Source organism: Azospirillum sp. UFLA03-27 (assembly GCF_059803775.1).
Genome location: NZ_JAUQTX010000007.1, coordinates 26,975 through 50,606, shown reverse-complemented (window position 1 = coordinate 50,606; position 23,632 = coordinate 26,975). Strand labels below are relative to the sequence as shown.

The following is a 23,632-nucleotide window of genomic DNA, read 5'->3' as shown; positions in this document are numbered from 1 at the left end:
AAGTGGTTATTCTATCGGATGGTTCCATTCCGCACTTGCAAAAACGGGTTACCAATGATATCGAGCGCAAGGCATGCCATAAGGCGCAAAGTTTTAGACACTTTGGCGGGGGTTCAAAAATATGACGACGTCGACCACGATCACCGGTGGTATTACCAGCGAAGTTAAGACCGCGTCCACCCTGGCGGGTGCGGTTCTCCAGAACACCAGCCTCGTCGCGACGACGAAGGACACCAAGGCGCTCGTAATCGGCGACAGCGCCCTTCCGCCGACGAAGACGCTCAGCCTGATCAGCGACAGCAACACGGCGCTGGTGCTGAACACCAACACCGCCGCCACCCTCCTGGGCGGTTCGGGCAACAACAACGTTCTCGTCGCGAACGACGCCGCCGGCACCGTGCTGCAGGCCGGCACCGGCACCGGCCAGACCCTGGTCGGCGGCTCGGGCGGCCAGCTGCTGGGCACCAGCACCGTGGCGGGCGCTTCGGCCACCATCCTCGGCGGCTCGGGTGCCGACACCGTCGTGGCCGCGGCCGGCAACAACGTGCTGACCGCCGGCGCCGGCAACAACACCATCCTCGCGGTGGGCGGCAACAACCAGATCTTCGCGGCGGGCAACGACACCGTCTTCGCGGCGGGCGGCAACGCCACCATCGGCGCGGGCACGGGCAACGCCTACCTGGCGATCACCGGCGGCAACAACCTGATCGCCGGCGGTCAGGGCAACACCACCATCGCTTCGGCGGCGGGCAACAACACGATCTTCGGCGGCTCGGGCAATACCACGATCGCTGGCGGTTCGGGCAACGATCTTCTGATCGGCAGCACCGCGAAGTCGGGCAACGCCGTCCTTGGCGGCTTCGCCGGCAACGACACGATCATCGGCGGCGTCGGCAACGACACGCTGTTCGGTGGTGAAGGCAACGACATCTTCGTGTTCAGCACCGTCTTCGGCGGCGGCAAGCACGTCATCGGCGACTTCAAGGCCGGCACCGACCTCATCGCGGTCCAGGGCTACGGCCTCACCGCGGCCCAGGTCGCGTCGCGCGTCACGGTCACCGGCGGCAGCTCGGTCATCTCGCTGTCGGACGGCACCCAGATCACGGTCGCCGGGGTCACCAACCTGACCTCCAGCAACTTCGCCGTCTAAGAAGAGTCTCTGCATTATCTGATGGACCTGCCGAGCGATCGGCAGGTCCATTTTTATGCGCTTCATGTCTCTGCCTTTCTTCGGCATGAAGGGTGGAAGCGAAGACCGACAAGGATCCGCCGGGCGGCTCCGGCGCCCTTGCGGACAGCCGCAACTCCGATCGGGACATCCCTGATCGGGACACCCCAAATCGAGGCAGGGGATCGTTCTTCATGGGTTCGGCCGGCAGCTCGAAAACCCAGGCCCGGCGCCTGGACGTGCAGCGCCTGGAAGGGCTGATTGCCGATGGGCGCATCGCCGAGGCCGAGACGGCGGCGGGCATTCTGCTGCGCCACAACGCCACCCACGTCTATGGTGCCGCCGGCCTTGCCCGCTGCGCCCTCGCATGGGGGAATCTGGGCACCGCGCTGCGCTGGGCCGAACGCGGCGCCCGCTTCGCTCCGAACGACATCGCGCTCAAGGCTTTCTTCGCTGCCCTGCTGATCGCGGCGGACCGCCCGGCCGAGGTGCCGCCGTTGCTGAGCGATGCGGTTGAAAAGGCCGCCGTTCCAACCGCGGCTATCGCGTTGGGACAGGCCTTGGCCCGTCTGGGAGCGGCGGACCGCCTGCTTCCCTTGATCGTCCAACAACTGAACCGTTTCCCGGTGAGCGTCGCCCCCCTGTTGGGAGACCTTGCCGACCACGCCGTACTGACCGGGCAGGCCGTCGGTTGGGCGACTGCCGACATAGGCCTGAGGATCGTCGGTGCCCTCGCGCCGGATTCGTCGTCACCGAACCGGAACGGCATAATCCGAATCGGATCTTCCCAGGATGCCGCCCTGCTCGTCATGGGCCGGGCGTCGTTCCTGCGGCAATATGGCCAGCAGGGCGACGGTGGGCCGATCCGTTTCGTTCTTCCCGTCGGCCCGGAGTTGGAAGGGCAGCCACTCTCCATCACCCTGGACGGAGAGCCCCTGCTCGGCACGCCCCTGCATCCCAGGCGCCATGCAGCGGTCGAAGGAAGCGTCCTGCTTGATGATGGACCCGGCGGGGCCGCCGAAGCGGTGCTTTCCGGCTGGGCTTGGTGCCCCGGCGATCCGCCGCAGTCCGTCACCGTCCAAGTGACGGACGAGGCCGGACGCACCGTGACCGTGACTGCGAACCGTCCGGTACAGGGGGTGAGAGCCCAAGGGGTCGAGGACGGCCATTACGGCTTCCTCATCGATCCGGTCGTCGCCGGCCTCTCGCCCGGCCGTCTCCACGTCACCGCCGGACCAGGACATGCTCCCCTGGCTGGCAGCCCCCTTCCCTGGCCCGGCCCCCGCCGGATCGGACGGCGTTCCACGCCGGTCGGTCCGCGGCCATCCCGTCCGGCAGGGACGGGGCGCCCTCCAGCCGCTTCGCCAACCACTGGGGCATCGCCCATGGTGGACATCGTGATCCCGGTCCACCGCGGGCGGGAGGAGACGATGGCCTGTCTGCGGTCGGTCTTCGCGGCGGGGGATGCCACGCCGTGCGAGATCGTCGTCATCGACGACGCCAGCCCGGATGAGGACCTTGTCCGCGAACTGAAGGCGCTCGCCGAGGCGGGGCGCATCACGCTGCTCCGCAACCAGCACAATCTCGGCTTTCCAGCCACGGTAAACCGGGGGCTGGCCCTGCATCCCGACCGTGACGCCGTGCTGCTGAACGCCGACACGCTGGTTGCCGGGCCGTGGCTGGAACGGTTGCGCGCCGCGGCTTGGTCGGCGCTGGACGTCGGCACGGTCACCCCCCTGTCCAACGACGCCACAATCCTCAACTACCCCTCGGGGGCGGACCGGCCATCCCCGCCGTCCCTGACGGAAACGGCGGCGCTCGACCGGCTGGCCCGCACAGTGAACGCCGGGTTGCGGGTCGACCTGCCGACGGCGGTCGGCTTCTGCGCCTACATCCGGCGCGATTGCCTCAGGGAGACCGGCCCCTTCGAAGAGTGGCTGTTCGGGCGCGGCTATGGTGAGGAGAACGATTTCTGTCTGCGCGCGCACCGGTTGGGTTGGCGCCATCTCGGGGCCGCCGACGTTTTCGTGGCGCATGTGGGCGGACGCTCCTTCGGACGGCAGAAGGCGATCCTCGCCGCGCGCAACAGCCACCTGTTGGAACGGCTGCATCCCGGATACGACGCGCTGGTCCAGGACTTTATCGCCGCCGACCCGCTGATGGCCGCGCGCCGGCGCCTCGACCTCGCCCGCTGGGCGGAGGGGGGCGGAACCGCACAGGGACCCGCCGTCCTGCTGGTCACGCTCGCCGGGCGTGGCGGGGTCGCCCGCTTCATCGAGGAGCACACCGACGCTCTGCGCGCGGAGGGCTGGCGCGTCCTGCGGCTCATTCCCGAAACCGCCGGAGCCGCGGAGGGAAACGAGGACGATGACGAGGACGAGGAGGAGAATGCCCGGCGCCGTCCTTCCATCCCGTCCGAGCGCCGCTGCCGGATCGAGGCCATGGACCGGCCCGACCTGCGCGATCTGGTGTTCCGCACCCGCGGAGAACTTGACGAACTGGTCGAGGCCCTGCGGCTGGCCGGCACGGCGGCGGTGGAGATCCATCATCTGCTGGGCCATGACCCCGCGGTGCTGGACCTGGCCGGGCGGCTCGGCGTTCCTTATGATCTCACCATCCACGATTACGGCCTGATCTGCCCGCGCCTCAGCTTGGTGGACAAGGACGGGCGCTATTGCGGGGAGCCGGAGTTGGCCGCCTGCGAACGCTGCACCGCCGATCCGGACGACCGTGCCGACCCGGAACTGACGGTGGGTGCTCTGCGCCGGCGCACGCGCACTCTGGCCGCCGGCGCGCGTCGGGTGACGGCGCCGACCCGCGATGTGGCGGCGCGGCTGCTGCGTCACATCGCCCCGCGCCCCATCGAGGTCAGGCCCTGGGAAGATATCGCCCCGCCGCCACCCCAGCCGCCCCGCCGCCGGGACGGCCGCCGGTGGCGCGTCTGCACGATCGGCGCCGTCGGCATCCAGAAAGGCTACGAGGTTCTCTTGGCCTGCGCCCGCGACGCCGCGGCGCGCGGCCTGCCATTGGAATTCGTGGTGGTCGGCTTCAGCGAGGCGGACCCGCCCCTGTTCGAGACGGGGCACGGCTTCGTCACCGGCCGCTTCACGGAGGCGGAGGCGGTGGCTTTGGTGCGGGCGCAGGAGGCCGACATCGCCTTTCTGCCGTCCATCTCGCCGGAGACCTGGTGCTACGCCCTGTCCACCGCCTGGAAGGCCGAACTGGAGGTGGTGGCCTTCGACCTGGGAGCGATGTCCGAGCGCATCCGTGAGAAGGGTGGCGGCCATCTGCTGCCACCGTTGCTGGAGGCTGCGACAATCAACGACGCCCTCCTGGGCATTCTTGACGCTCATACGCCGCATGGCGTAGCAATCGGGCAGTCCTCTTCCTTTCGGTCAGATTACAGGCCAAGCATTCCGGGGGCGGATTCGGATGGTCCGAACGCCTTCTGTTCAATTTCCCAGTCCCGCGGGGGGTCGTCGATGATCGGTAAAGTTGCGTCCACAGAAGCCCAACAACCCTCTCAGATCAAGGCGACGGCCCAGACCCTGTCGCTGGCACCCGGTTTCTATTCGCTGATCGTCACGAGCGGCGGCGGCATGGCGGCGGCCGGCGAGTTTCCTCTTCCCAGCGTTCAGCTCGCTGCGTCCCCCAACAACCATTCCGGCACCACCGTCGAGATGATTGGCAGCGTGGCCGGAAATTGGCTTAGCAAGCCGGGCGACACCATCATCATCAAGGTGTCGGGTGGGCCCGCGAACCTGATCCTGTCCTCCTACAAGCACACCGAACGGCAGAACGCGCTGCTCTCGCTCCAGTTCGCCCGCATCGACGATGCCCCGGCGGATTCTCCCGCGGCTCAGCAGGCCGCCGCTCCGGTGGCAGCGTCCGCTCCGGTCAAGGGCGCGCAGTTCCAAGCGCCGGCAGCTTCATCGACTGTCCGTCCGCGCACCGAAATCCTGGCCCACATCCAGCGCCAGGGCGATCTGCGTTTCGCCGATTCCAACTGGGCCGGCGCGGTCGGACAGCGTCTGTGGATCGAGGCCTTCTCGATCACCCCGGTCGAGGGCATCGCCTCCGAGGACATCGAGTACAAGGGCCTGACCGCGAACGGCTGGGAAACCCCCTGGATCAGCGGTGGCGGCATGTGCGGCAGCCGCGGCCTGGGCACGCCCCTGGTCGGCTTCTCGATCCGCCTGCGCGGCGCCACGGCCGAGCGTTTCGATTGCGTCTATGAGGGGGCCTTCGTCAGCGGCTACCGCTCGCCCGCCGGACAGAACGGCAGCCCCTGCCGCTCCGACGCGATCAGCGACGCTCTGGAAGGCTTCCTGCTGCGCTTCGTCGAGAAGGCCGGCGGCACCCAGCCGCGTTCCTATTGATCCGGAACGCCCACAGGCCGATGCTCAAGACCGTGCTCAATGTCGGATGCGGTCAGCGCGCCATTTCCATCCTCGGCAGCTCCCTGCCGACGGATGGGTGGCGGGAGCTGCGTCTCGACATCGACCCGAAGGTCGACCCGGACATCATCGCTTCGATAACGGACATGGTTCCGGTGCCCGACGGGTCGGTGGATGCCGTCTGGTCGTCGCACAATCTGGAGCATCTCGACCCGCACGACGTGCCGGTGGCGCTGCGGGAGTTCCTGCGCGTCCTGACGCCGGGTGGCACGCTCTTCTTGAGCGTGCCCGACCTGCAGGCGGTGGCGAAGCTGGTGGCTGAGGATCGGCTGGACGAGCCCCTCTATGACTCCAGGAACGGTCCGATCCGGCCGTTGGACGTCGTGTACGGCTATGGTCCGGCCCTGGCCATGGGAAACCGCTTCATGGCCCACCGCACCGGCTTCACCCCGAACCTGCTCGGGCGCCTGTTGCAGGAGGCGGGTTTCGAACCGGTGGCGATCTGGCGGCGGGCCGAGGCGTACGAATTGCAGGTCAAGGCTTTCCGTCCACCCGCGCCGGCGGACGCGCTGAAGGAGCTTGGCCTCGTCCCGCCGTCCGCCGGCTGAGGCTCGGGAACCATGCTCATCCTGGCCCGCAGCGGATGGCGGGCCTTCTTTGCGGAATCGGCGGCACGCGATGAACTATCTCTTCGTCCACCAGAACTTTCCGGGCCAATACCAGCACATCGTGCAGCATCTGGCAGCCCAGCCGGGCAACCGGGTGGTTTTCATCTCGCACGACAGCCCAGCCCAGATTCCCGGCGTGGAGCGCGCGGTCTACCAGCCCTTCCGGACGGCGAAGCCGACGACGCACCATTACATCCAGGAACTGGAGCTGGCGGTCGTCTATGGGCAGAGCGTCCATGAGGTCTGCCGCCGCCTGAAGGCCGAAGGCTTCCGCCCCGACATCATGATCGGGCACAACGGCTGGGGCGAGACGCTGTATATGAAGGACGTCTGGCCGGACGTTCCTCTGCTCGCCTATTTCGAGTTCTTCTATCACCTGCACGGGGCCGACATCGGCTTCGATCCAACGGTGCCGGTCACCGAGAACGACGGCCCACGGGTGCGCACCAAGAACGTCATCAACACGCTGGGCTTCGACGCCGCCGACTGGGGCCAGACCCCGACCGGCTGGCAGTGGTCGCTCTATCCCGACTACATGCGTTCGCGCATCAGCGTGATCCACGAGGGCGTGGACACCACCATCGTCCACCCGGAGCCCGACGCGTGGCTGCGCCTGCCGTCGGGCCTGACGCTGACCCGCAAGGACGAGGTCATCACCTATGTCGCCCGCAACCTGGAGCCTTACCGGGGTTTCCACGTCTTCATGCGCGCCCTGCCGGAGATCCTGAAGCGGCGGCCCAAGGCCCATGTGCTGATCGTCGGCGGCGACGAGGTCAGCTACGGGCAGGTGTCCGGTGACGGGAGGAGCTACCGTGACATCCTGATGGCCGAGATCGGGTCGGGTATCGACCGGAGCCGCGTGCATTTCCTGGGCAAGATCCCCTACGGCACTTATTTGTCGGTGCTCCGCGTCTCGTCTGCCCACGTCTACCTGACCTATCCCTTCGTTCTGTCCTGGTCCTTCCTGGAGGCCATGGCGTCGGGCTGCCTGCTGATCGGCTCCGCCACCATCCCGGTTGAGGAGGTCCTGCGCGACCGGCAGAACGGCCTGCTGGTGGACTTCTTCGACGGGGCGGCCTTGGCCGACCGGGTCGACGAGGTGTTCGAGCATCCCGACCGTATGCAGACCCTGCGCGACCGGGCGCGGCGGACGGTGGTCGAGAATTACGATCTCCGCACCGTCACCCTGCCCCGTCATCTCGCTCTGATCGACGATCTGATCGCCGGACGGAACCCCGCGGAAAGGACCCCGACATGAGCGCGTGGAGCGACGGCTACAACGCCGACATCGCCTACACCCATGGTGCCTATCGCGAGCTGACGCCCGGTTACCTGTCCTACGTCTGCCTGCTGAACGGCATCCGGCCGCCGCGCACCGACCGGGCCTTCCGCTATTGCGAGCTGGGCTGCGGCCAGGGGATGACCCTGAACATCCTGGCGGCGACCCACCCCCACGGGCGTTTCACCGGCATCGACTTCAACCCGCTGCACGTCGCCGGGGCGCGCCGGCTGGCCGAAGAGGCGGGGCTGTCCAACGTCACCTTTCTGGAGCGGAGCTTCCAGGAGGTGGCCGCCGGAGCGCTGCCGGCGGACGAGGCCGGCGAGGGTTTCGACGTCATCGTCCTGCACGGCGTCTACAGTTGGGTCAGCCCGGAGAACCGCCGGGCGGTGGTGGACATCCTGGAGAAGGCACTGAAGCCCGGCGGGCTGGTCTTCGTCAGCTACAACGCCATGCCCGGCTGGGCGCCGCTGCTTCCCCTGCAGAAGCTGATGTTGGCGCACGCGGCGGCCAACCCGGCCCGCAGCGACCGGCAGCTCGACGCGGCGCTCGGCTTCATCGGCCGGTTGAGCGAGGGCGGGGCCGGCTATTTCGCCGCCAACGCCACCCCCGGGCAGCATCTCGAAACGATCGCGAAGCAGGATCGCCACTATCTGACGCACGAGTATCTGAACACCCATTGGGAGCCTCTGGGCCATGCCCAGGTGGCGCAGGACATGGCACGAGCGAAGCTGGGCTACGCCTGCTCCGCCAACATCCCGCACAATTTCGACGAGCTGTCGGTCCGTCCGGAACTGCGGGGCATCCTGGCGGAGATCGCCGACCCGACGCTGGCGGAGACGGTGCGCGACTTCGCCATGAATCAGGTGTTCCGCCGCGACATCTTCGTCCGCGGCCTGGACCGGCTGCCCGCCGCGGAAGCCACCGCGGAACTCCAGCGGCTTCGTTTCACCCTGACGGTCCCGCGCGAGAGCGCCGGGCTGGCGGTTCCGGTTCCGCTGGGCGAACTGCGCCACGATCCGGGGCTCGGCCTGCCAATCCTCGACGCGCTTGCCACGGGCACGCCGAGCCTCGGCGAGATCGCGGCGCTGCCGACGATGGCGCGGCACGATTTCGGCACGATCTCCCGCTTTGTGGCGCTCCTGATTTCCGCCAACCAAGTCCATCCCCTGGTGGAACCTGCGGAGGAAGGCCATCAGGCGGCCGGACGGCTGAACCGCGCGATCGGTCGGCGCATGCTGGTCGACGAAAGCCTGTTCTTCCTGGCGGCGCCCACGATCGGGCTGGGCATCGGGGCCGACTCTCTGGAGCGTCTCGTCCTGGCCGGTCTTCTGGCCGGGCAGCCGGTGGATATCCAGCCCCTCAGCGGCTTCGTGATGGACGCGCTGCGCACGCTTGGGCGCACGATCTTCGCCGAGGATGGTTCACCCATCTCCGACCCGGACGTCATGCGCCCGCTGGTCGCCGCGAAGCTGGCCGATTTCCTGCCGCAGAAGCTGCCAGTGTGGCAGCGGCTCGGCATCCTGTGATGGAAGGCGGGGCGCCGGAAAGGGCTGTGGCGCCCATCGGCGCCCCGTCGTATGGTTCGTCCGTTTTCCAAACCCCAGGACTTGAAGATGAGCCATTCCGCCGCCGACCGCGTCCGCGAAGCCCTGCTTGAGACGTCCCGGAACTTTGCGGCCTTCGCCCAGCAGGCCGAGCAGATCGACGCCGCCGCCGGGCTGATGATCGACGGGCTGAAGGGTGGCGGCAAGGTGCTGTTCTGCGGCAACGGCGGATCCGCCGCCGATTCCCAGCATCTCGCGGCAGAGCTGACGGGCCGCTATCTGCGGGACCGCGCGCCACTGGCGGCGGTATCCCTGACGGTGGACACCTCCGCCCTGACGGCCATCGCCAACGATTATTCCTACGACGAGGTGTTCGCCCGGCAGGTTCGCGCCCTGGGGCGGGCCGGCGACGTGCTGGTTGGCATCTCGACCAGCGGGAACAGCCGCAACGTGGTGGCCGCCCTGGAAGCCGCACGCGCGCTCGGCATGCGCACCATCGGCCTGACCGGCGCCGCCGGCGGGCGGATGAAGGAGCTGTGCGACGTCTGCCTGTGCGTCCCGTCCACCGACACCCCGCGCATCCAGGAAATGCACATCGCCGCCGGCCACATGCTGTGCGAGTTGGTCGAGAACGCCTTCGTCTGACGAAGGCCCCCTACCCAGGAGCGGCTCCTCCTCGACTCAGTGCACGCCGTCACCCTCAGCGCCATGGCCGCAACGGGCACCGATTACCGACAGCCAGCAGCAACCTGAATGCAGTTGCCGGGAAACCCGGCACGGTTCAGCCCACTTCAGGCCGTTTTCCGGGCTATCACGACACGACTGCCGCCGACCGGCCAACAAGCACCGCGGAGCGTCAATCCAACCTCCAGGTCCGTGACGGCACCAAGGATACGATTCAATGCGGGAGCTATGGCGAATTCGGCCGTGTGGGCAGCGCGTTGCGACGAGCGGCGGCCAGACGCCAGACGCGAGGTCATCAGCAATGGCAACAGCAAAGACAAGAAGGACGTAGACTGAAGGATCTCAAAACCGGCCTTGCGGACTTTGGCGTCGAGTTCGCCACGGCGATACCGCCGTACATGATGCGCCGCCGCATCCGTTTCGCTCCACAAAAAGGGATGCTGAGGCACGGTTAGAAGCAAACCGCCACCGGGCACCAACGCCGCCCCCAGTTCGGTCAGCACGGCCTCATCTTCTTCGATGTGCTCGATCACATCGAATGCGCCCACCAGTTCGAAAGCGCTGCGCAGAGGAATGCGCCGCGCGTCCATCTGCATGAACTCCGCTCCCGGTTCCAGGCGTTCCCGAGCGTTGACCAAGCCGGAAGGATGCAGCTCACTGCCAACCAGACGGGTCCAGCGGCGCAGCCCGGCCACCTCGGCCAACACGGCACCATTACCGCAGCCAACTTCCAGATAGGAGCGCGCCTGCGGAAAATGCCGGTTGATCAGGCCGGTGAGAAGACGGTTGCGGGTGCGGAACCAGAAATGCCTTTGCTCAACCTCCTTAAGCGCAGCGAAAGCGGACGGATCAATGCCGGACACTGTGTCTGCCAAATCCGGGGCGAACATTGGAATACCGTCAACCCTGGACACACCGCCGCCGCACGCCGGGCAGCACCAGCCGGTGGGCCAGAACATCCCATCGACCTCGACCGTATCGCCAGCACCGCAGGTTGGGCACAGCCGAAGCCCCGTCGCCAAGGACGGCATTACCGAAACACCGCGGTGAGAGCCACGCCCGCAACGATAAGAGCGAGACCGACCATCTGGGGCCAATTGATGACCTCGCCCAAGAACAGGGCGGCACCACAAGGCACCAGGACGAAGCTCAAGGCCATGAACGGATAGGCATACACGATCGGCAGGGACCGCACGGCGAGCAGCCAGCACAGCGCGGCCATCCCAGCCCCTGCGAAACCCGTTATCACCAGCGGATCGAGGAACATGCGCAGGAGATAAGAACCGGCGCCTTCGCTCACATCGCTTGCCAGAACGCCCGCGCGGGCCTTAATGATCAACTGGCCATAAACCGTGAAGAGCAGAGTTCCGGCAAGGAACAGATATTTCAACATGGAATGCACAACCCAACCAAGCGGCCACCCCGCCCCGTCATAGGCATACCACCAGCTCTCGGCGGACCGCCAGCCCCACGACGCACCAGCCGACCGGACCCTTCATGAACGTCTCGATCATCCAGTCCTGTTACATTCCCTGGAAGGGCTTCTTCGATCTGATCGGCCGAACCGACGTCCACGTCATTCTGGATGGCGCGCAATATGTCAAGCGGCACTGGCACAACCGCAATCGGATCATGACGACCGACGGCCCGATCTGGCTTACCATTCCGGTGGCGACGAAGGCGCGTTTCGAACAGTCAATTGAGGACGTCCGCTTTGCCGAACCTTGGGCGGAAAAGCATTGGCGCGCGATCGAACTTGCCTACCGGCGCGCGCCCTTCTTCGCCGATGAAGCTCCGGCGTTGCGGACGCTGTACGAGCAGGCCGACCGCCTGTCCACGCTGACCGAGGTGAACGAACTGTTCCTTGTCGGATTGTTGAAACGGCTTGGCATCACCACCCGCGTGGTGCGGGACCGGAACTTCGAACCCGAAGGGAAGCGTGGAGACCGGCTGCTGGACATCTGCCGCAAGGCGGGCGCCACCCGCTATCTGTCCGGCCCGTCGGCACGCGATTATCTTGACGAGGCGCCGTTCACGGCGGCAGGAATCTCCGTCGATTGGATGAGCTATGGTCCCTATCCGCCTTATCCCCAGCGGGGGCCGGCTTTCGACCATGCCGTTTCCGTGATCGACGTGCTGTTCGCGGTCGGGCCCGATGCGCCGGCCTATTGCCAGTCCCTTGTCAAGGTTCACGGTCCGTGAAGATATCCTTCGTCACGACGATCTATCGCACCGCCGACGATATCGAGCCTTTCGCGGAACGGGCGGCGGAGGCGGCCCGACGGCTCGGTTTCGACCATGAAGTGGTCTTCGTCAACGACGGCTCTCCCGACAACGGGGCGGCCGTCGCCGTGGCGCTTGCCGAACGGGACCCCAGCGTCGTCGTCGTGGACTTGTCCCGCAACTTTGGCCAGCACAAGGCATTATGGACCGGGCTGGGCATCGCAACCGGCGATCTCGTCATGATGATGGACGGCGACCTGGAAGAGGACCCGCTGTGGGCGGTGGACTTTCATCAAGCCATGGTCAGGGAGCGGGCGGATGTCGTCTACGGCGTTCAGGTTCGGCCCAAGGGCAACCCGCTTTATCAGATGTGCCGCAACGCGTTCTACAGCCTGCTCGGCTTCCTCAGCGACCTTGATTTTCCGCGCGATGTGACAACGGCCCGATTGATGTCACGGCGGTACATCGACGCGCTTCTGACGTTCGATGAGCGGGAAATCTTTCTGGTTGGAATCATGCACGTGACCGGCTTCCGGCAGGTTCCGCTACCGGTCAGAAAGGAAGCGCTCGCACCGACGAAATACACGCTCCGCAAGCTGCTCCGATTGTTCCTGATGGCGGTCACCGCGTTTTCCATCGCGCCGCTGATCGGGGTGTTTCTAACGGGGCTCGCAATCAGCGCCGGATCGGTTCTCTTGATCGCCTTCTTGGTCCTGCGGTATTTCATCACCGGAATTGGGGTTCCGGGATGGACCTCGGTGATGATCGGGCTTCTGCTGTTCAGCGGCCTGTCAATGTTCATCAACGGTGTGATTGCCATCTACATCGGGACGATCTTTCTTGAGGTCAAGCGGCGTCCGCGGACCATCATAACGGCGATCCACCGTTCGACGGCGCCACCGAGCACCGTATCCCCTGCCAATGCCCTGGAAGACGCAAGCCCATGAGCCGCCGGCCATTCCTCGACCGAGTTGCAGCCTATTACAGTGACCGCTTGGCGACCCATGGGCCGACCGCCCGCGGCGCGGATTGGCGTGACGAGTGTTCGCAGGAACTTCGCTTCGCCCGGCTGTTGGACCTTGTCGGAACCGACAACCGCGGCAGCATCGCCGAACTGGGCTGCGGATATGGAGCGCTTGCCGCCTTTTTGCGCCGCAACGGCCGACCCAATCCTTACCATGGGGTGGACATCGCCCCCGACATGGTGCGAGCGGCACGCCAGACCCATGGCGGATTGGTGGATGTGGTGTTTGAGGAAAGCGATGCTCCTCCACCGGCCGACTACGTCGTTGCCAGCGGCATCTTCAACGTCCGCTTTGACATTCCCGACCAGGAATGGCTGGGATTCGTTCAGGAGACGATCGCGGCGATGGCGGCACAGGCACGGCGTGGCATCGCCTTCAACGTCCTGACCGCCCATTCCGACCGTGACCGCATGGACCCGCGCCTCTACTATGCCTCGCCGGCGGAGCTTCTGGACTGGTGCATCCAACGTTTCGGGCGGCACGTCGCCCTGCGGCACGATTATGGGCTTTACGAGTTCACTCTGCTGGTTCGGCACACCCCGGAGGAACGGCCATGAAGCCCATCGTGATCTTCGGGGCCGGCGACATTGCCGAATTGGCAGACTTCTACTTCACGCGCGAGGCCGGGCGGGTGGTCGCCGCTTTTGTTGTCGACGCCGGCTATCTTGATGCGCACACTCGGTTCGGCCGTCCGCTGGTTGCCCTTGATGAGATCTCAGCCCGCTTTCCAGCCGCTTCGCACGACGCTTTTGTCGCGCTTTCCTATCAGTCGATGAACCGGCTCCGCGCCGCCAAATGCACCGCCCTGAAAGAGGCCGGCTATGAGCTGGCGAGTTACATCAGTCCGCGGGCCACCGTCTATACGAAGCGCATCGGGGAAAACGCTTTCATCTTGGAAGACAACACCATCCAGCCCTTTGTGACCATTGGCGACAACGTGACCTTGTGGAGCGGCAACCACATCGGACACCACAGTGTGATCGGATCGAACTGCTTCATCACGTCCCATGTGGTGGTGTCCGGTGGAGTAACGATCGGCGAAAACAGCTTCCTGGGCGTCAACACGACAATTCGGGATCATGTCTCGCTGGGAGCGTTCACCCTCGTGGGAGCAGGAGGGCTGATTACAAAAGACACCGCCGCGGAAAGCGTCCATATGCCCATTGACCATACGGAAGAGCGGCGCGTGAAAAGTACACGCCTGAAATCCATCTGACAGAAGGGGGGCAGGACGTGGCTCTGCTGCTCGGTATCGGGAATGTTTGGCGCCCGCTTGGCCAGGTACAGGCTGCACCGGGAATTGCCCCCTGGGGGATGAGTCACGCCAGCTATCCGACGGTCTTGCCGCTCGATGGCGAACGGGTCCGCGTCTTCTTTTCCACCCGTGACGCGCAGCAACGCTCGTCCATCGCCGCGCTTGACCTCGGTCTTGAAGGCGACCGCTTCGAGGTGCTGGGGGCGCCCCGAGGCCCTCTTCTCTCACCAGGACCGCGAGGGGCTTTCGATGCCGACGGTGTGACGGTCGGTTGCGTCCTTCGTCATGACGGCCGAACATACGTCTTTTATCTCGGTTGGACCGTGCTCCAGCGAGTGCCGTTCACGAACTTCATTGGTCTTGCCGTCGGCGAGGACGACGGGGCGCTTATCCGGGTTTCGCCCGTTCCCATAGTCGGGCGCAGCCGGGAGAACCCCTTCACCCTTGGATATCCGTGGGTGATCCGCGATGGGATCGGCTGGCGCATGTGGTTCGGTTCGCATTTGGCTTGGGGCGACGCAGGGCTACAGATGACCCACGTGATCAAGGAGGCGCGATCCGTTGACCTGACGACATGGACGCCTGGGGATCGAACGGTCATTGACATCGCGGGGGCCGATGACCCGGACGAGTTCGCCGTTTCCCGCCCTTCGGTGATCCGTGAACCGGATGGAAGCCTGTCCATGTGGTACGCGCGGCGTCGGCCGGACTATGCGCTGGGCTTTGCCCGCTCGGCCGATGGCGCGACCTGGAAACGGGACGATGCAGCGATCCGCTTCCAGGGTACTCCTGAACCATGGGAGAGCCGGGAACGAACCTATCCATGCGTTTTCGATCACGCCGGCCACCGCTACATGCTCTACAACGGCAACGGTTATGGCCGCGAAGGGTTCGGGTTGGCGATCCAGGAAGAGCGGCGATGACACCGGCTGCACAGCGGGTTTCCCGTTTCGTCATGACCCGCTTTTTGGCGGAGGGGTGTCGCACCCAAAGTCGACCCCCTTGTCGTAACGGTGAAGTCTCCCCGTTTCAGCTTCCCAAACATACAGTTCTCCTTCGGCGGTAAGACGCCAAAGTTCCCCCTGCGCGGGAGCACACCAGGATGTCGTCATACCGGCGCCATCCCATTTCACATGATGGCGGTCGGCCCGCACAGCGGTGGCAAAATAACGGACCTGTTCGGGCGCAAGCCGCTCTTGAAGCCTTGGGAAGGCGTTCATCAGCGCACCGGTCATGTCCCAAAAGGCCTCGAACCCTTCAACCGCCGTTTCTTGCTTTGGAAGATAGACGACGATAAAGGCGTTCGGCGACGCAGTGTCGGCGATTTTTTCACCAGGGAAGGACGCAAGAAGGGCTTTCTGCCGCTCCCAGGACGTTGCCCACTCCGCTAAACGGTACTGCGTCGAAACGCCGAGGATGGCGATCAGTGCGCAGAGGGCCAAGATGGCGGCGTGGCGCCCCAACCGACCCACCGCTCCGAACGCGCCAAGGACAAGCGCCGGCAGCAGGCTGAACCACACACTGGCTGTGCTCATGGTCCGGGAAAAAACACCGACCGACTCCAACCGATAGCCAGCCAATGCGAACATAATCGCCGAGCCCACCCCGCCCGCTATGACAGCCATGAGACATGCAAAAATCAGCAACCGGTTGCGGTGTGTTGCAAGACCGTAAGCGATGGCGGCGAACAGAACAGCGAGCACCGCCCAAAAGGCTTGAGGGTAGACTACGGCACGGTTCACCTCCTGCGGCAAAAGACGCAGGCTGAGAAAAATCGTGTCGAACCAATTCGGGTTGAATGATCGATTGATGCCGATGCCGAAGGCGTGCAAAGCCCGGTTGGCAAACAAAGGGATGGCCTGGAGCGCCAGAAAGCCACCGGTCAATAGCCCAATATGGCGCCATCGCACCGCACCGTAACGAGTACGATCCGCAGCGGCGTTGATTATCAACAGAGGAATGAAGGCGAACCAGAACAGTTCATTGATCAATTGACCAAGTAAAAAGAGCCCGCCTCCCGCATAAAGCCGGTTTCGAAGGGGAGCCTCCGATAAAAGGACAAGCGCAACACCGCAGAAACAGGTGATTGCCAGTTGCCCAACGGTCGGCGTTGGCCAAACGGTCAGGCCCAACGCCCAAGGGAGTGCAAGCCACACGCTGGCGCACAAGGCCATGCTCCAGCGTGCCATGTCCCGATCATCCGAGATGAGCACGACAAGGCGATGGCCGACGGCGCCGATCGCGACCGCATTCAACGTCACCAGTCCGGCAAGAACAGTGTGCCAGGCCACAGGGTTGTCAAAAATCGTGTGCCTGAGAAAAGCCGTTCCCGCCCAATACAGAGGTCTGGTAATTTGATTTATGAATTCATCGTATTCCGAGTAACGCAAAGGTCTTAATATATTATACCAGTCATCGTGGTAGAAACCAAGAAATAATGGGCGCCAGGAAAACAAACAGATAAAAACAATAGCAGGCACTAAAAAATAAATTGATATGGAGAGCAATCTCTTCTTTCTTGGTAAATTATCTGCCATTGACTCCACTCCAGATTGGAATAATACAGGATTCTATCCAGGAATTAACAAAAAGAATTTATGGAAATAGAAATACCCGTTTTAATTTCGAATTATCCCTGCCATTTCCTTGGGAAAGCTCACAGAATGTCTTCAAGATGCCTGCCGAAGCTCTCGATCACCCGATCGACAGCATCGTTTCCCATTCCTGGATAAAGAGGCAACCTTAGAAGCCGCTGCGCAATGGCATCCGTCACCGCCAGATCACTTGCCGCACGGCCGAAACGTCGGCCAGCCGGCGCCGTATGCAGCGGGACGTAATGGAACGGGGCAAAAATCTCCTCCAACTGCAACCGACGGATCATCTCCTGCCGGGTCTCACAATCTGGCATCAGAGCGTAATAGAGGTGTGCATTATGAGTGCAGTGGCTTGGAATATTCGGTAAGCCAATGCCCTGCGATCGATAACCATGGAGTGCCTTGTCGTACCGCGTCCAGTATCCCATGCGCTCGTTCTGTATACGGTGCGCCTGCTCAAGCTGCCCAAACAAAAACGCGGCGATCAACTCGCCTGGAAGGTAAGAGGAGCCGATATCGACCCAGGTGTACTTATCGACTTGGCCACGGAAAAATTTCTGTCGGTTCGTTCCCTTATCACGGATGATTTCTGCACGCTCATTGTAGGTGGCGTCGCGCAGAAGCAGGGCCCCGCCTTCACCCGCAATGATGTTTTTCGTTTCATGAAAGCTGAAGGCAGCCATATCGCCGATCGAACCCGCCGCCCGTCCATGGTACTTGGAACCGAAAGCATGTGCCGCGTCCTCGATAACAGCGAGGTCGTGTTGGCGGGCAATGGCACCTATAGCGTCCATTTCGGCGACAACACCGGCATAGTGGACCACGCTGATTGCTCGCGTGCGTGGCGTGATTGCATCGGCGATGAGGGTCTCGTCAAGATTCAGAGTATCCGGCCTGATATCCACGAACACCGGCACCCCACCTCGCAATGCCACCGCACTGGCGGTCGAGACGAAAGTAAAGGACGGCATGATGACCTCATCCCCAGGCCCTATGTCGAGCAGGATGGAGGCCATTTCTAACGCTGCCGTGCAGGAATGCGTCAGAAGAGATGCGTGAACACCTGTGAAGTCTTTCAGCCATGCGTGGCATTGTCGAGAGTAGTGCCCATCACCAGCCAACTGCCCGCGCTCAATAGCATTCTTAATATGCTCGATCTCTTTGCCGGCGATGGAAGGAAGGTTAAATGGGATTTTCATCAAGCACGCATTCTTGGATGGGGTCGCAACAGGAGCGTCGCAGACCGGAATGCATCGGTGCTCCCAACGTTTCTGCAACCCGCACCGCGCATCTCGGTTCCTGTTACACGGCCAACCGGAAGACGTCCATACCAAAGTGTCGGGCCGGCAACGCAACCATTGGGGGCAAAATTTCATTTGCTTGCCCCCTGCCCCGCAGCAAAAACGGCTCAAGCCTCGGAATCGCCAGCGGCCACGCGTTTACCAAGCCCGACGAACCACAGCCTTGGGCCCATGCCCGGCAGGCGGAACCCATCATGGACTGGATGCCGTCGAGCGTAATTCCTCATTTACACTCGACGGTAGGGGCCGCGACGGCGGCCGCGAAGACCCATACCTGCAAAGGCAAGCGGCCGGACAGCCGTACCCGCCGTTTGAGGGCGAGCGTAAAGCCTGATGAATCAGGCTTTACGCTCGAAGTTATGAGAACACCGTTTGCGGCCATGCCAACCCTCGATCACGACAAACCTCCCAACCGTTCCGCCACTTCGTTGGCGATGGCGAGGCAGGAGGTCAGGCCCGGGGATTCCATGCCGAACAGATTGACCAGACCCGGCATTCCATGCGTCCCCGGTCCCTGGATCAGGAAATCGGCCTGCGGCTGGCCGCGGCCGCTCAGCTTCGGACGGACGCCGGAATAGGCCGGCACCAGGGCGCCGTCGGGCAGGCCCGGCCAATAACGCCGAACCTCACCGTAGAAGCCGTCGGCCCGTTTCGGGTCCACCCGGTAGTCAGGCCGGTAGTCGAGCCGGTCGTAGCCCGCGGGGTCCAGCCACTCCACGTCCGGGCCGAAACGGGCCTGCCCGGCCAGATCCAGCGTCAGGTGGACACCCAGCCCGCCATCCACCGGCACCGGATAGACCAGCCGCGCGAAGGGTGAGCGCCCCTGCCCCAGCGCGTAGTAATTGCCCTTGGCCAGCACCCGCGGCGGCACACGCTCCGCCGGGAAATCCCTCAGATTGCGGGCCACCCCCCAGGCGCCCAGCCCGGCGGCGTTGACCAGCGTGCCGCAGGCGATGCGCATCGGCTCCGCCCCGCCGACCTCCAGTTCGAAACCGTCCGCGGCCCGATGGGCGCGCTCCAGGGGGCTGAGCAAGGCCAGCATCGCGCCCGCCGCCTCCGCATCGCCCCGCAGGGCCAGCATCAGACCGTGGCTGTCGATGATGCCGGTGGACGGCGACAGCAGGGCGCCCACGCAGCGCAGGCCGGGCTCCAGCGTCACGGCCTCGGACGCGGAGAGCGGGACGAGATCCGCCACCCCATTGGCGGCGGCCTGGGCGCGGATGGCCTCCAGGCGGGGCAACTGAGCCTCCTCGGTGGCGACGATCAGTTTGCCGATGCGCTTGTGCTCCACACCATGCGCCGCGCAGTAGGCGTAGAGCGCGTCACGCCCGGCCACGCACAGACGCGCCCGCAGGCTGCCCGTGGGGTAGTAGATGCCCGCGTGGATGACCTCGGAGTTGCGCGAGCTGGTGCCGGTGCCGATGGCGTCCGCCGCCTCCAGAATCACCACCTCCCGCCCGGCGCGGGCCAGCCGGCGGGCCACCGCCAGCCCGATCACCCCGGCCCCGACCACCACACAGTCCACCCGCTCCATCGTCCCTCTCCGGTCTTTCCAAAGGGCTGATCCCAAGGATCGATCAGGTCCAAAAGGCCGCGAAAGCATCCGGTCGCGCAAGAGGAATGGGCACGGCGCGTCCAGACGGACCACTCCCCTTCAGCCCACTGCCCCCGCAAGTGACGTCCGGACGGATAGGGCCAGCCCAAGAAAGATCACCCGCCAAGACATTGTTGTCACCCGCGTTACGCCCCACAGGAAAATCAAATACCCAGCACGGTAACTTAAGCGCTAAAGCCTTAATTTATTTAATTATATTAATTATTTAGTTTATATCTCCTCCGAATTCATTGAATGAGCGCGCTCTGCTTCTGAATTGAAGAGCTGTTTTTACAAACAACCCTCTTTTATTCAAAAGGTGGTGGCCATGAGCGCACCGGATTACACATCCCCGGTATCCGAAATCATGGGAAATGGACGCATTGAAATCGATTCATTGCTTTCCGGATACAAATGGGGCGAAGGGAGCAATCCGGGGGCCGGGGTTTCCCTGACCTATTCTTTCGGTACTGCCGGCCTGTCGGCCTATCGGGACGGCTATCTGACGCCGGACCCGGGAAGCCTTTGGACCCTGTCCGGCACGGCACAGGCGGCGATCCGCCAAGCGCTCGGCACCTGGACGGCGGTGGCGAACATCACCTGTACCGAGGTCGCCGACAACGCCCTGTCCTGCGGCGACCTCCGCTTCGGAGGGAGCAACGCCCCGGCAACCGCCTACACGGTTCTGCCCGTGGTGGATCTGCCGGAAGCGGGCGACGTGTGGTTCGGCTCCCTCTTTGCCGATCCGACCCTGTCCTGGGCAGCCGGCTCCTACACCTACCAGACCATCGTCCACGAGATCGGACACGCCTTCGGCCTGAAGCACCTGCATGAGGAATACGGGGCTTTTCCGATCGCTCCCACCGGAATCGACAGCCAGCTCTACAGCACGATGAGCTACCGGTCCTACCCCGGGGCGCCTCCGGAGATGGGCTATTGGCAGGATCGTTTCCCGGCCACCCCCATGGTCGACGACATCGCGGCCATCCAGTATCTGTACGGCGCCAACATGTCGACCAACGCCGGGGACACCGTCTATTCCTGGGCGCCTGGACAGGCGATCTTCGAAACCATCTGGGACGGCGGCGGCAACGACACCATAAGCTGGGCCAACCAGACCAGCGACGCCCGGATCGACCTGCGCCCCGGTTCCTACAGCGACCTGGGACCGGCTTGGCGGGCCGGCTTCTACATGGAATCCCGGACGCTGGGCATTTCCTACGACTGCTGGATCGAGAACGCCATCGGCGGCTCGGGGAACGACGTCCTGATCGGCAACGAACGGGACAACGCCCTGTACGGCGGGGCCGGCAACGACACGCTGATCGGCGGGGCCGGCAACAACCTGCTGGACGGCGGCGACGGGTTCGACACGGCGGTGTTCGAGGGGGCGCCCTCGTCCTACACCATCCGCCACAGCGGAGCGGGTGAAGTGATGGTGGAAGGCCCGCAGGGCACGAACACCCTGCGCAGCATCGAACATCTGTCCTTCGGCGACATGACCCTGGCGTTGAGCCGGGACGCGACGCCCGGCACGGTGGCCAGCACCTTCTTCGGTGTGGCCAACAGCGCATCGGGGCAACGGATCCTCCAGGAGGCCTCGACCTACTCCGGACCCGTCCAGACCCTGGAATGGCAGCTCATCGGCAGCGACGACGGCGAGGCGATCGTCGGCAGCAACGGCAACGACTTCATCAACAGCCGGGGCGGCACGGACGCCATCGACGGCGGCGCCGGCAACGATGTGCTGGACGGCGGAACAGGGTCCAACTTCCTGACCGGCGGCGAAGGCCACGACACCTTCTTCCTCGACGCCCGCTCGGGCGAGCCGGTCTGGTCCACCGTGACCGACCTGGAGGCGGGGGAGATCGTGACCGTCTGGGGCTGGCAACCGGGAACGTCGGTCATCAGCTGGGCGGAGATGGGCGGCGCCGGCGGCTTCACCGGCGCCACGGCCCACATCGATCTCAACGGCGACGGCAACATCGACGCCAGCCTGACGCTGACCGGCAAGTCCGTGGGGTCCCTGACGGCGATGCCCGGCACGGTGAACGGCACCGATTATCTGGCAGTCTGGCTGAACGGCTGAACGGGGTGCGGACGGACATTCGGGCGCGTTGCTCTGGCGAGGATGGGCGGTTACTCTCCCGCCAACCTTGCCCGAGCAGCGCCCGCACAACCGCCAAGGACCCCGACCGCCCGTGTCCAACGCCGCCATCTATTTCCACCCCGACGGTTACGAGACCGCGCGGGCGGACCTGAAGGGCCGCCATGTGGCGGGGGAATCCTTCCTCGTCGGTTTCTTCCGGCACTCCGGATTGAACAGCTTCGCCTGTCACGCCGACGGACCGGAGCAGGCGCGCCTGTTCGCCGATCTCGCCGCCCGCCACGCGCCAGGACGGGAGGTGGCGCTCTACCCGACTGGAGAACCGTCGCGGCTGGCCCGTGTCGGCTGCCTGTTCCTGCCGGGACCGGGCATCGACCAGTTCGCCTGGCGCCGCCGCTCCCGCGACCAGCGGGGCTACAGCCTGTGCGGCATCACCCACACGACCTCGGAATCGCCCCAGACCCTGGGCGCCCTGGCCACCGCGCCGGTGCAACCGTGGGACGCGGTGATCTGCACATCCTGGGCGGCCCGCGCTTCGGTGGAGGCGGTTCTGGAGCCCTACGCGGAGTATCTGCGCGACCGGCTGGGCGCCGTCGGGGTCCCGATGCCTCATCTGCCGGTGATCCCGCTCGGCGTGGACACGGACGCGTTCCGCTTCGGCCCGGCGGACCGCAACGCGGAGCGCGCGGCGCTGGGCATCGGCGAGGACGACGTCGCTGTGCTGTTCATGGGACGCCTAAGCTTCCACGCCAAGGCGCACCCGATCGCCATGTATCTGGCGCTGGAGGAGGCTGTCCGGCGAACCGGCAAGCGGATCCACCTGATCCAGGCCGGCTGGTTCGGCAACGACTCCATCGGCACCGCCTTCATCCAGGGTGCCAAGCGTTATTGCCCCAGCGTCAACGCCATCTTCCTGGACGGTCGCAAGCCGGAAGTGCGGACCCGCGTCTGGGCCGCCGCCGACCTGTTCACCTCGCTGGTGGACAACGTGCAGGAGACCTTCGGGATCTCCCCGGTGGAGGCGATGGCAGCCGGGCTGCCCTGCGTCGTCACCGACTGGAACGGCTACCGCGAGACGGTGCGCGACGGAGTGGACGGCTTCCGGATTCCCACCATCCTACCGCCGCCGGGCACCGGACCCGATTTTGCCGACCGCTACGCCGCCGGGCTGGACACCTATGATTTCTACATCGGGCGCGTCTCGCAGGTGAGCGCCGTCGACGTGGCCGCGGCGGCGGACGCCTACACGCGGCTGGCTGCGGACCCCGCACTGCGGCGGCGGATGGGTGAGGCCGGCCGGGCCCGCGCCATTGCCGCCTTCGATTGGCGGGCGATCATCCCGCAGTATCTCGACGTCTGGCGCCAGCTGGCGGAAATCCGCAACCACGCCGCGGAACGCGCCCCGCGGCGCCCCGACCGCGACGGCAACCCGTTGCGCCCGGATCCCCTGCGCATGTTCGCGTCCTACCCGACGCGCCACCTGACCCCGTCGACCCGGCTGGCGCGGGCCGGCAGCCTGACCCGCGCGGGAATGGCCGAGGCCCTGGCAGCGCTGCACGCCGATCCGCTGAACTCGACGGCGCGCGGCGGCACCGTATCACCGGCCACCGATCTGCTGATGGCTTTGGAATCCCTGGACGCCCCAGGCCGCACGGTCGCCCAGATCCTGACGCTCGTCCCCGAGGAGCGCCGCCTGCTGCTGCTGCGCAGCCTCGTCCACCTGATGAAGTACGGCTTCGTACAGGAGGCCGCCCCGGCACAGGGGATGATGTCCTAAGTTATGCACGGGT

18 protein-coding genes are annotated in these 23,632 nt (G+C 64.9%); 13 read left to right on the top strand and 5 right to left on the bottom strand.

Annotated elements, in window-relative coordinates:
- The first annotated feature begins 121 nt into the window (after positions 1-121).
- The 6 genes from Q4I23_RS02275 to gmhA all read left to right on the top strand — a co-directional run bounded on the left by Q4I23_RS02275 (position 122) and on the right by gmhA (position 9,704).
- The gene (locus Q4I23_RS02275) at positions 122-1,150 is read left to right on the top strand and encodes a calcium-binding protein (protein ID WP_454021081.1); all 1,029 of its coding nucleotides are present in this window, start codon (positions 122-124) and stop codon (positions 1,148-1,150) included.
- 212 nt (positions 1,151-1,362) lie between these two features.
- Positions 1,363-5,547: a glycosyltransferase gene (locus tag Q4I23_RS02270; protein WP_498525164.1), complete on the top strand. Its 4,185-nt coding sequence runs from the start codon at positions 1,363-1,365 to the stop codon at positions 5,545-5,547.
- 20 nt (positions 5,548-5,567) lie between these two features.
- A complete protein-coding gene (locus tag Q4I23_RS02265) occupies positions 5,568-6,173 on the top strand; it encodes a class I SAM-dependent methyltransferase (protein ID WP_237908234.1) in 606 nt (201 codons plus the stop codon).
- Positions 6,174-6,243: 70 nt separating this feature from the next.
- Positions 6,244-7,491 (top strand): glycosyltransferase family 4 protein, encoded by a 1,248-nt coding sequence (locus tag Q4I23_RS02260; RefSeq protein ID WP_454021083.1) that lies wholly within the window; start codon positions 6,244-6,246, stop codon positions 7,489-7,491.
- Complete coding sequence (locus Q4I23_RS02255) at positions 7,488-9,041, top strand: methyltransferase regulatory domain-containing protein (protein ID WP_498525163.1); 1,554 nt, start codon at positions 7,488-7,490, stop codon at positions 9,039-9,041. The genes Q4I23_RS02260 and Q4I23_RS02255 overlap by 4 nt, the downstream gene beginning before the upstream one ends.
- An 87-nt stretch (positions 9,042-9,128) precedes the next feature.
- Complete coding sequence (gmhA, locus tag Q4I23_RS02250) at positions 9,129-9,704, top strand: D-sedoheptulose 7-phosphate isomerase (protein ID WP_498525162.1); 576 nt, start codon at positions 9,129-9,131, stop codon at positions 9,702-9,704.
- Positions 9,705-9,850: 146 nt separating this feature from the next.
- On the opposite strand, the gene Q4I23_RS02245 is transcribed toward gmhA, so the two are convergent.
- Positions 9,851-10,702: a class I SAM-dependent methyltransferase gene (locus tag Q4I23_RS02245; RefSeq protein WP_498525161.1), complete on the bottom strand. Its 852-nt coding sequence runs from the start codon at positions 10,700-10,702 to the stop codon at positions 9,851-9,853.
- Positions 10,703-10,773: 71 nt separating this feature from the next.
- Positions 10,774-11,136, bottom strand: a complete 363-nt coding sequence (locus tag Q4I23_RS02240; RefSeq protein WP_454021087.1) for an EamA family transporter — start codon at positions 11,134-11,136, stop codon at positions 10,774-10,776.
- 104 nt (positions 11,137-11,240) lie between these two features.
- Here Q4I23_RS02240 and Q4I23_RS02235 point away from each other — a divergent pair, with 104 nt between their 5' ends.
- From Q4I23_RS02235 to Q4I23_RS02215, 5 genes are read left to right on the top strand one after another with little or no spacing between them, the layout of a single operon-like run.
- On the top strand, positions 11,241-11,945 hold the full coding sequence (locus Q4I23_RS02235; protein WP_454021088.1) for a WbqC family protein: 705 nt from the start codon (positions 11,241-11,243) through the stop codon (positions 11,943-11,945).
- Positions 11,942-12,913 (top strand): glycosyltransferase family 2 protein, encoded by a 972-nt coding sequence (locus Q4I23_RS02230; RefSeq protein WP_498525160.1) that lies wholly within the window; start codon positions 11,942-11,944, stop codon positions 12,911-12,913. Before Q4I23_RS02235 ends, Q4I23_RS02230 begins: the two co-directional genes overlap by 4 nt.
- A complete protein-coding gene (locus tag Q4I23_RS02225; protein ID WP_454021090.1) occupies positions 12,910-13,548 on the top strand; it encodes a class I SAM-dependent methyltransferase in 639 nt (212 codons plus the stop codon). Before Q4I23_RS02230 ends, Q4I23_RS02225 begins: the two co-directional genes overlap by 4 nt.
- Positions 13,545-14,207 (top strand): acetyltransferase, encoded by a 663-nt coding sequence (locus Q4I23_RS02220; protein WP_454021091.1) that lies wholly within the window; start codon positions 13,545-13,547, stop codon positions 14,205-14,207. Before Q4I23_RS02225 ends, Q4I23_RS02220 begins: the two co-directional genes overlap by 4 nt.
- A 17-nt stretch (positions 14,208-14,224) precedes the next feature.
- Positions 14,225-15,169, top strand: coding sequence for a glycoside hydrolase family protein (locus Q4I23_RS02215; protein ID WP_498525159.1), 945 nt, complete (start codon positions 14,225-14,227; stop codon positions 15,167-15,169).
- 30 nt (positions 15,170-15,199) lie between these two features.
- Here Q4I23_RS02215 and Q4I23_RS02210 read toward each other — a convergent pair whose 3' ends face one another.
- From Q4I23_RS02210 to Q4I23_RS02200, 3 genes are all read right to left on the bottom strand, one after another.
- A complete protein-coding gene (locus Q4I23_RS02210) occupies positions 15,200-16,783 on the bottom strand; it encodes a hypothetical protein (RefSeq protein WP_498525158.1) in 1,584 nt (527 codons plus the stop codon).
- 119 nt (positions 16,784-16,902) lie between these two features.
- Complete coding sequence (rffA, locus tag Q4I23_RS02205) at positions 16,903-18,039, bottom strand: dTDP-4-amino-4,6-dideoxygalactose transaminase (protein ID WP_454021094.1); 1,137 nt, start codon at positions 18,037-18,039, stop codon at positions 16,903-16,905.
- Positions 18,040-18,535: 496 nt separating this feature from the next.
- Complete coding sequence (locus tag Q4I23_RS02200) at positions 18,536-19,675, bottom strand: NAD(P)/FAD-dependent oxidoreductase (protein ID WP_498525157.1); 1,140 nt, start codon at positions 19,673-19,675, stop codon at positions 18,536-18,538.
- A 457-nt stretch (positions 19,676-20,132) separates the two neighbouring features.
- Between Q4I23_RS02200 and Q4I23_RS02195 the strand changes: the two genes are divergently transcribed.
- The gene (locus Q4I23_RS02195; RefSeq protein ID WP_498525156.1) at positions 20,133-21,824 is read left to right on the top strand and encodes a M10 family metallopeptidase; all 1,692 of its coding nucleotides are present in this window, start codon (positions 20,133-20,135) and stop codon (positions 21,822-21,824) included.
- A 112-nt stretch (positions 21,825-21,936) separates the two neighbouring features.
- Positions 21,937-23,619: a glycosyltransferase family 4 protein gene (locus tag Q4I23_RS02190; RefSeq protein ID WP_498525155.1), complete on the top strand. Its 1,683-nt coding sequence runs from the start codon at positions 21,937-21,939 to the stop codon at positions 23,617-23,619.
- Positions 23,620-23,632 lie beyond the last annotated feature (13 nt).

What these genes read in the sequence shown, in the direction of transcription:
- Q4I23_RS02220 (WP_454021091.1), top strand. Translation starts at nt 13,545, where the DNA reads ATGAAGCCCATCGTGATCTTCGGGGCCGGCGACATTGCCGAATTGGCA.
- Q4I23_RS02210 (WP_498525158.1), bottom strand. Translation starts at nt 16,783, where the DNA reads ATGGCAGATAATTTACCAAGAAAGAAGAGATTGCTCTCCATATCAATT.
- Q4I23_RS02255 (WP_498525163.1), top strand. Translation starts at nt 7,488, where the DNA reads ATGAGCGCGTGGAGCGACGGCTACAACGCCGACATCGCCTACACCCAT.
- Q4I23_RS02260 (WP_454021083.1), top strand. Translation starts at nt 6,244, where the DNA reads ATGAACTATCTCTTCGTCCACCAGAACTTTCCGGGCCAATACCAGCAC.
- rffA (WP_454021094.1), bottom strand. Translation starts at nt 18,039, where the DNA reads ATGAAAATCCCATTTAACCTTCCTTCCATCGCCGGCAAAGAGATCGAG.
- Q4I23_RS02245 (WP_498525161.1), bottom strand. Translation starts at nt 10,702, where the DNA reads ATGTTCTGGCCCACCGGCTGGTGCTGCCCGGCGTGCGGCGGCGGTGTG.
- gmhA (WP_498525162.1), top strand. Translation starts at nt 9,129, where the DNA reads ATGAGCCATTCCGCCGCCGACCGCGTCCGCGAAGCCCTGCTTGAGACG.
- Q4I23_RS02240 (WP_454021087.1), bottom strand. Translation starts at nt 11,136, where the DNA reads ATGTTGAAATATCTGTTCCTTGCCGGAACTCTGCTCTTCACGGTTTAT.
- Q4I23_RS02270 (WP_498525164.1), top strand. Translation starts at nt 1,363, where the DNA reads ATGGGTTCGGCCGGCAGCTCGAAAACCCAGGCCCGGCGCCTGGACGTG.
- Q4I23_RS02235 (WP_454021088.1), top strand. Translation starts at nt 11,241, where the DNA reads ATGAACGTCTCGATCATCCAGTCCTGTTACATTCCCTGGAAGGGCTTC.
- Q4I23_RS02225 (WP_454021090.1), top strand. Translation starts at nt 12,910, where the DNA reads ATGAGCCGCCGGCCATTCCTCGACCGAGTTGCAGCCTATTACAGTGAC.
- Q4I23_RS02275 (WP_454021081.1), top strand. Translation starts at nt 122, where the DNA reads ATGACGACGTCGACCACGATCACCGGTGGTATTACCAGCGAAGTTAAG.
- Q4I23_RS02265 (WP_237908234.1), top strand. Translation starts at nt 5,568, where the DNA reads ATGCTCAAGACCGTGCTCAATGTCGGATGCGGTCAGCGCGCCATTTCC.
- Q4I23_RS02200 (WP_498525157.1), bottom strand. Translation starts at nt 19,675, where the DNA reads ATGGAGCGGGTGGACTGTGTGGTGGTCGGGGCCGGGGTGATCGGGCTG.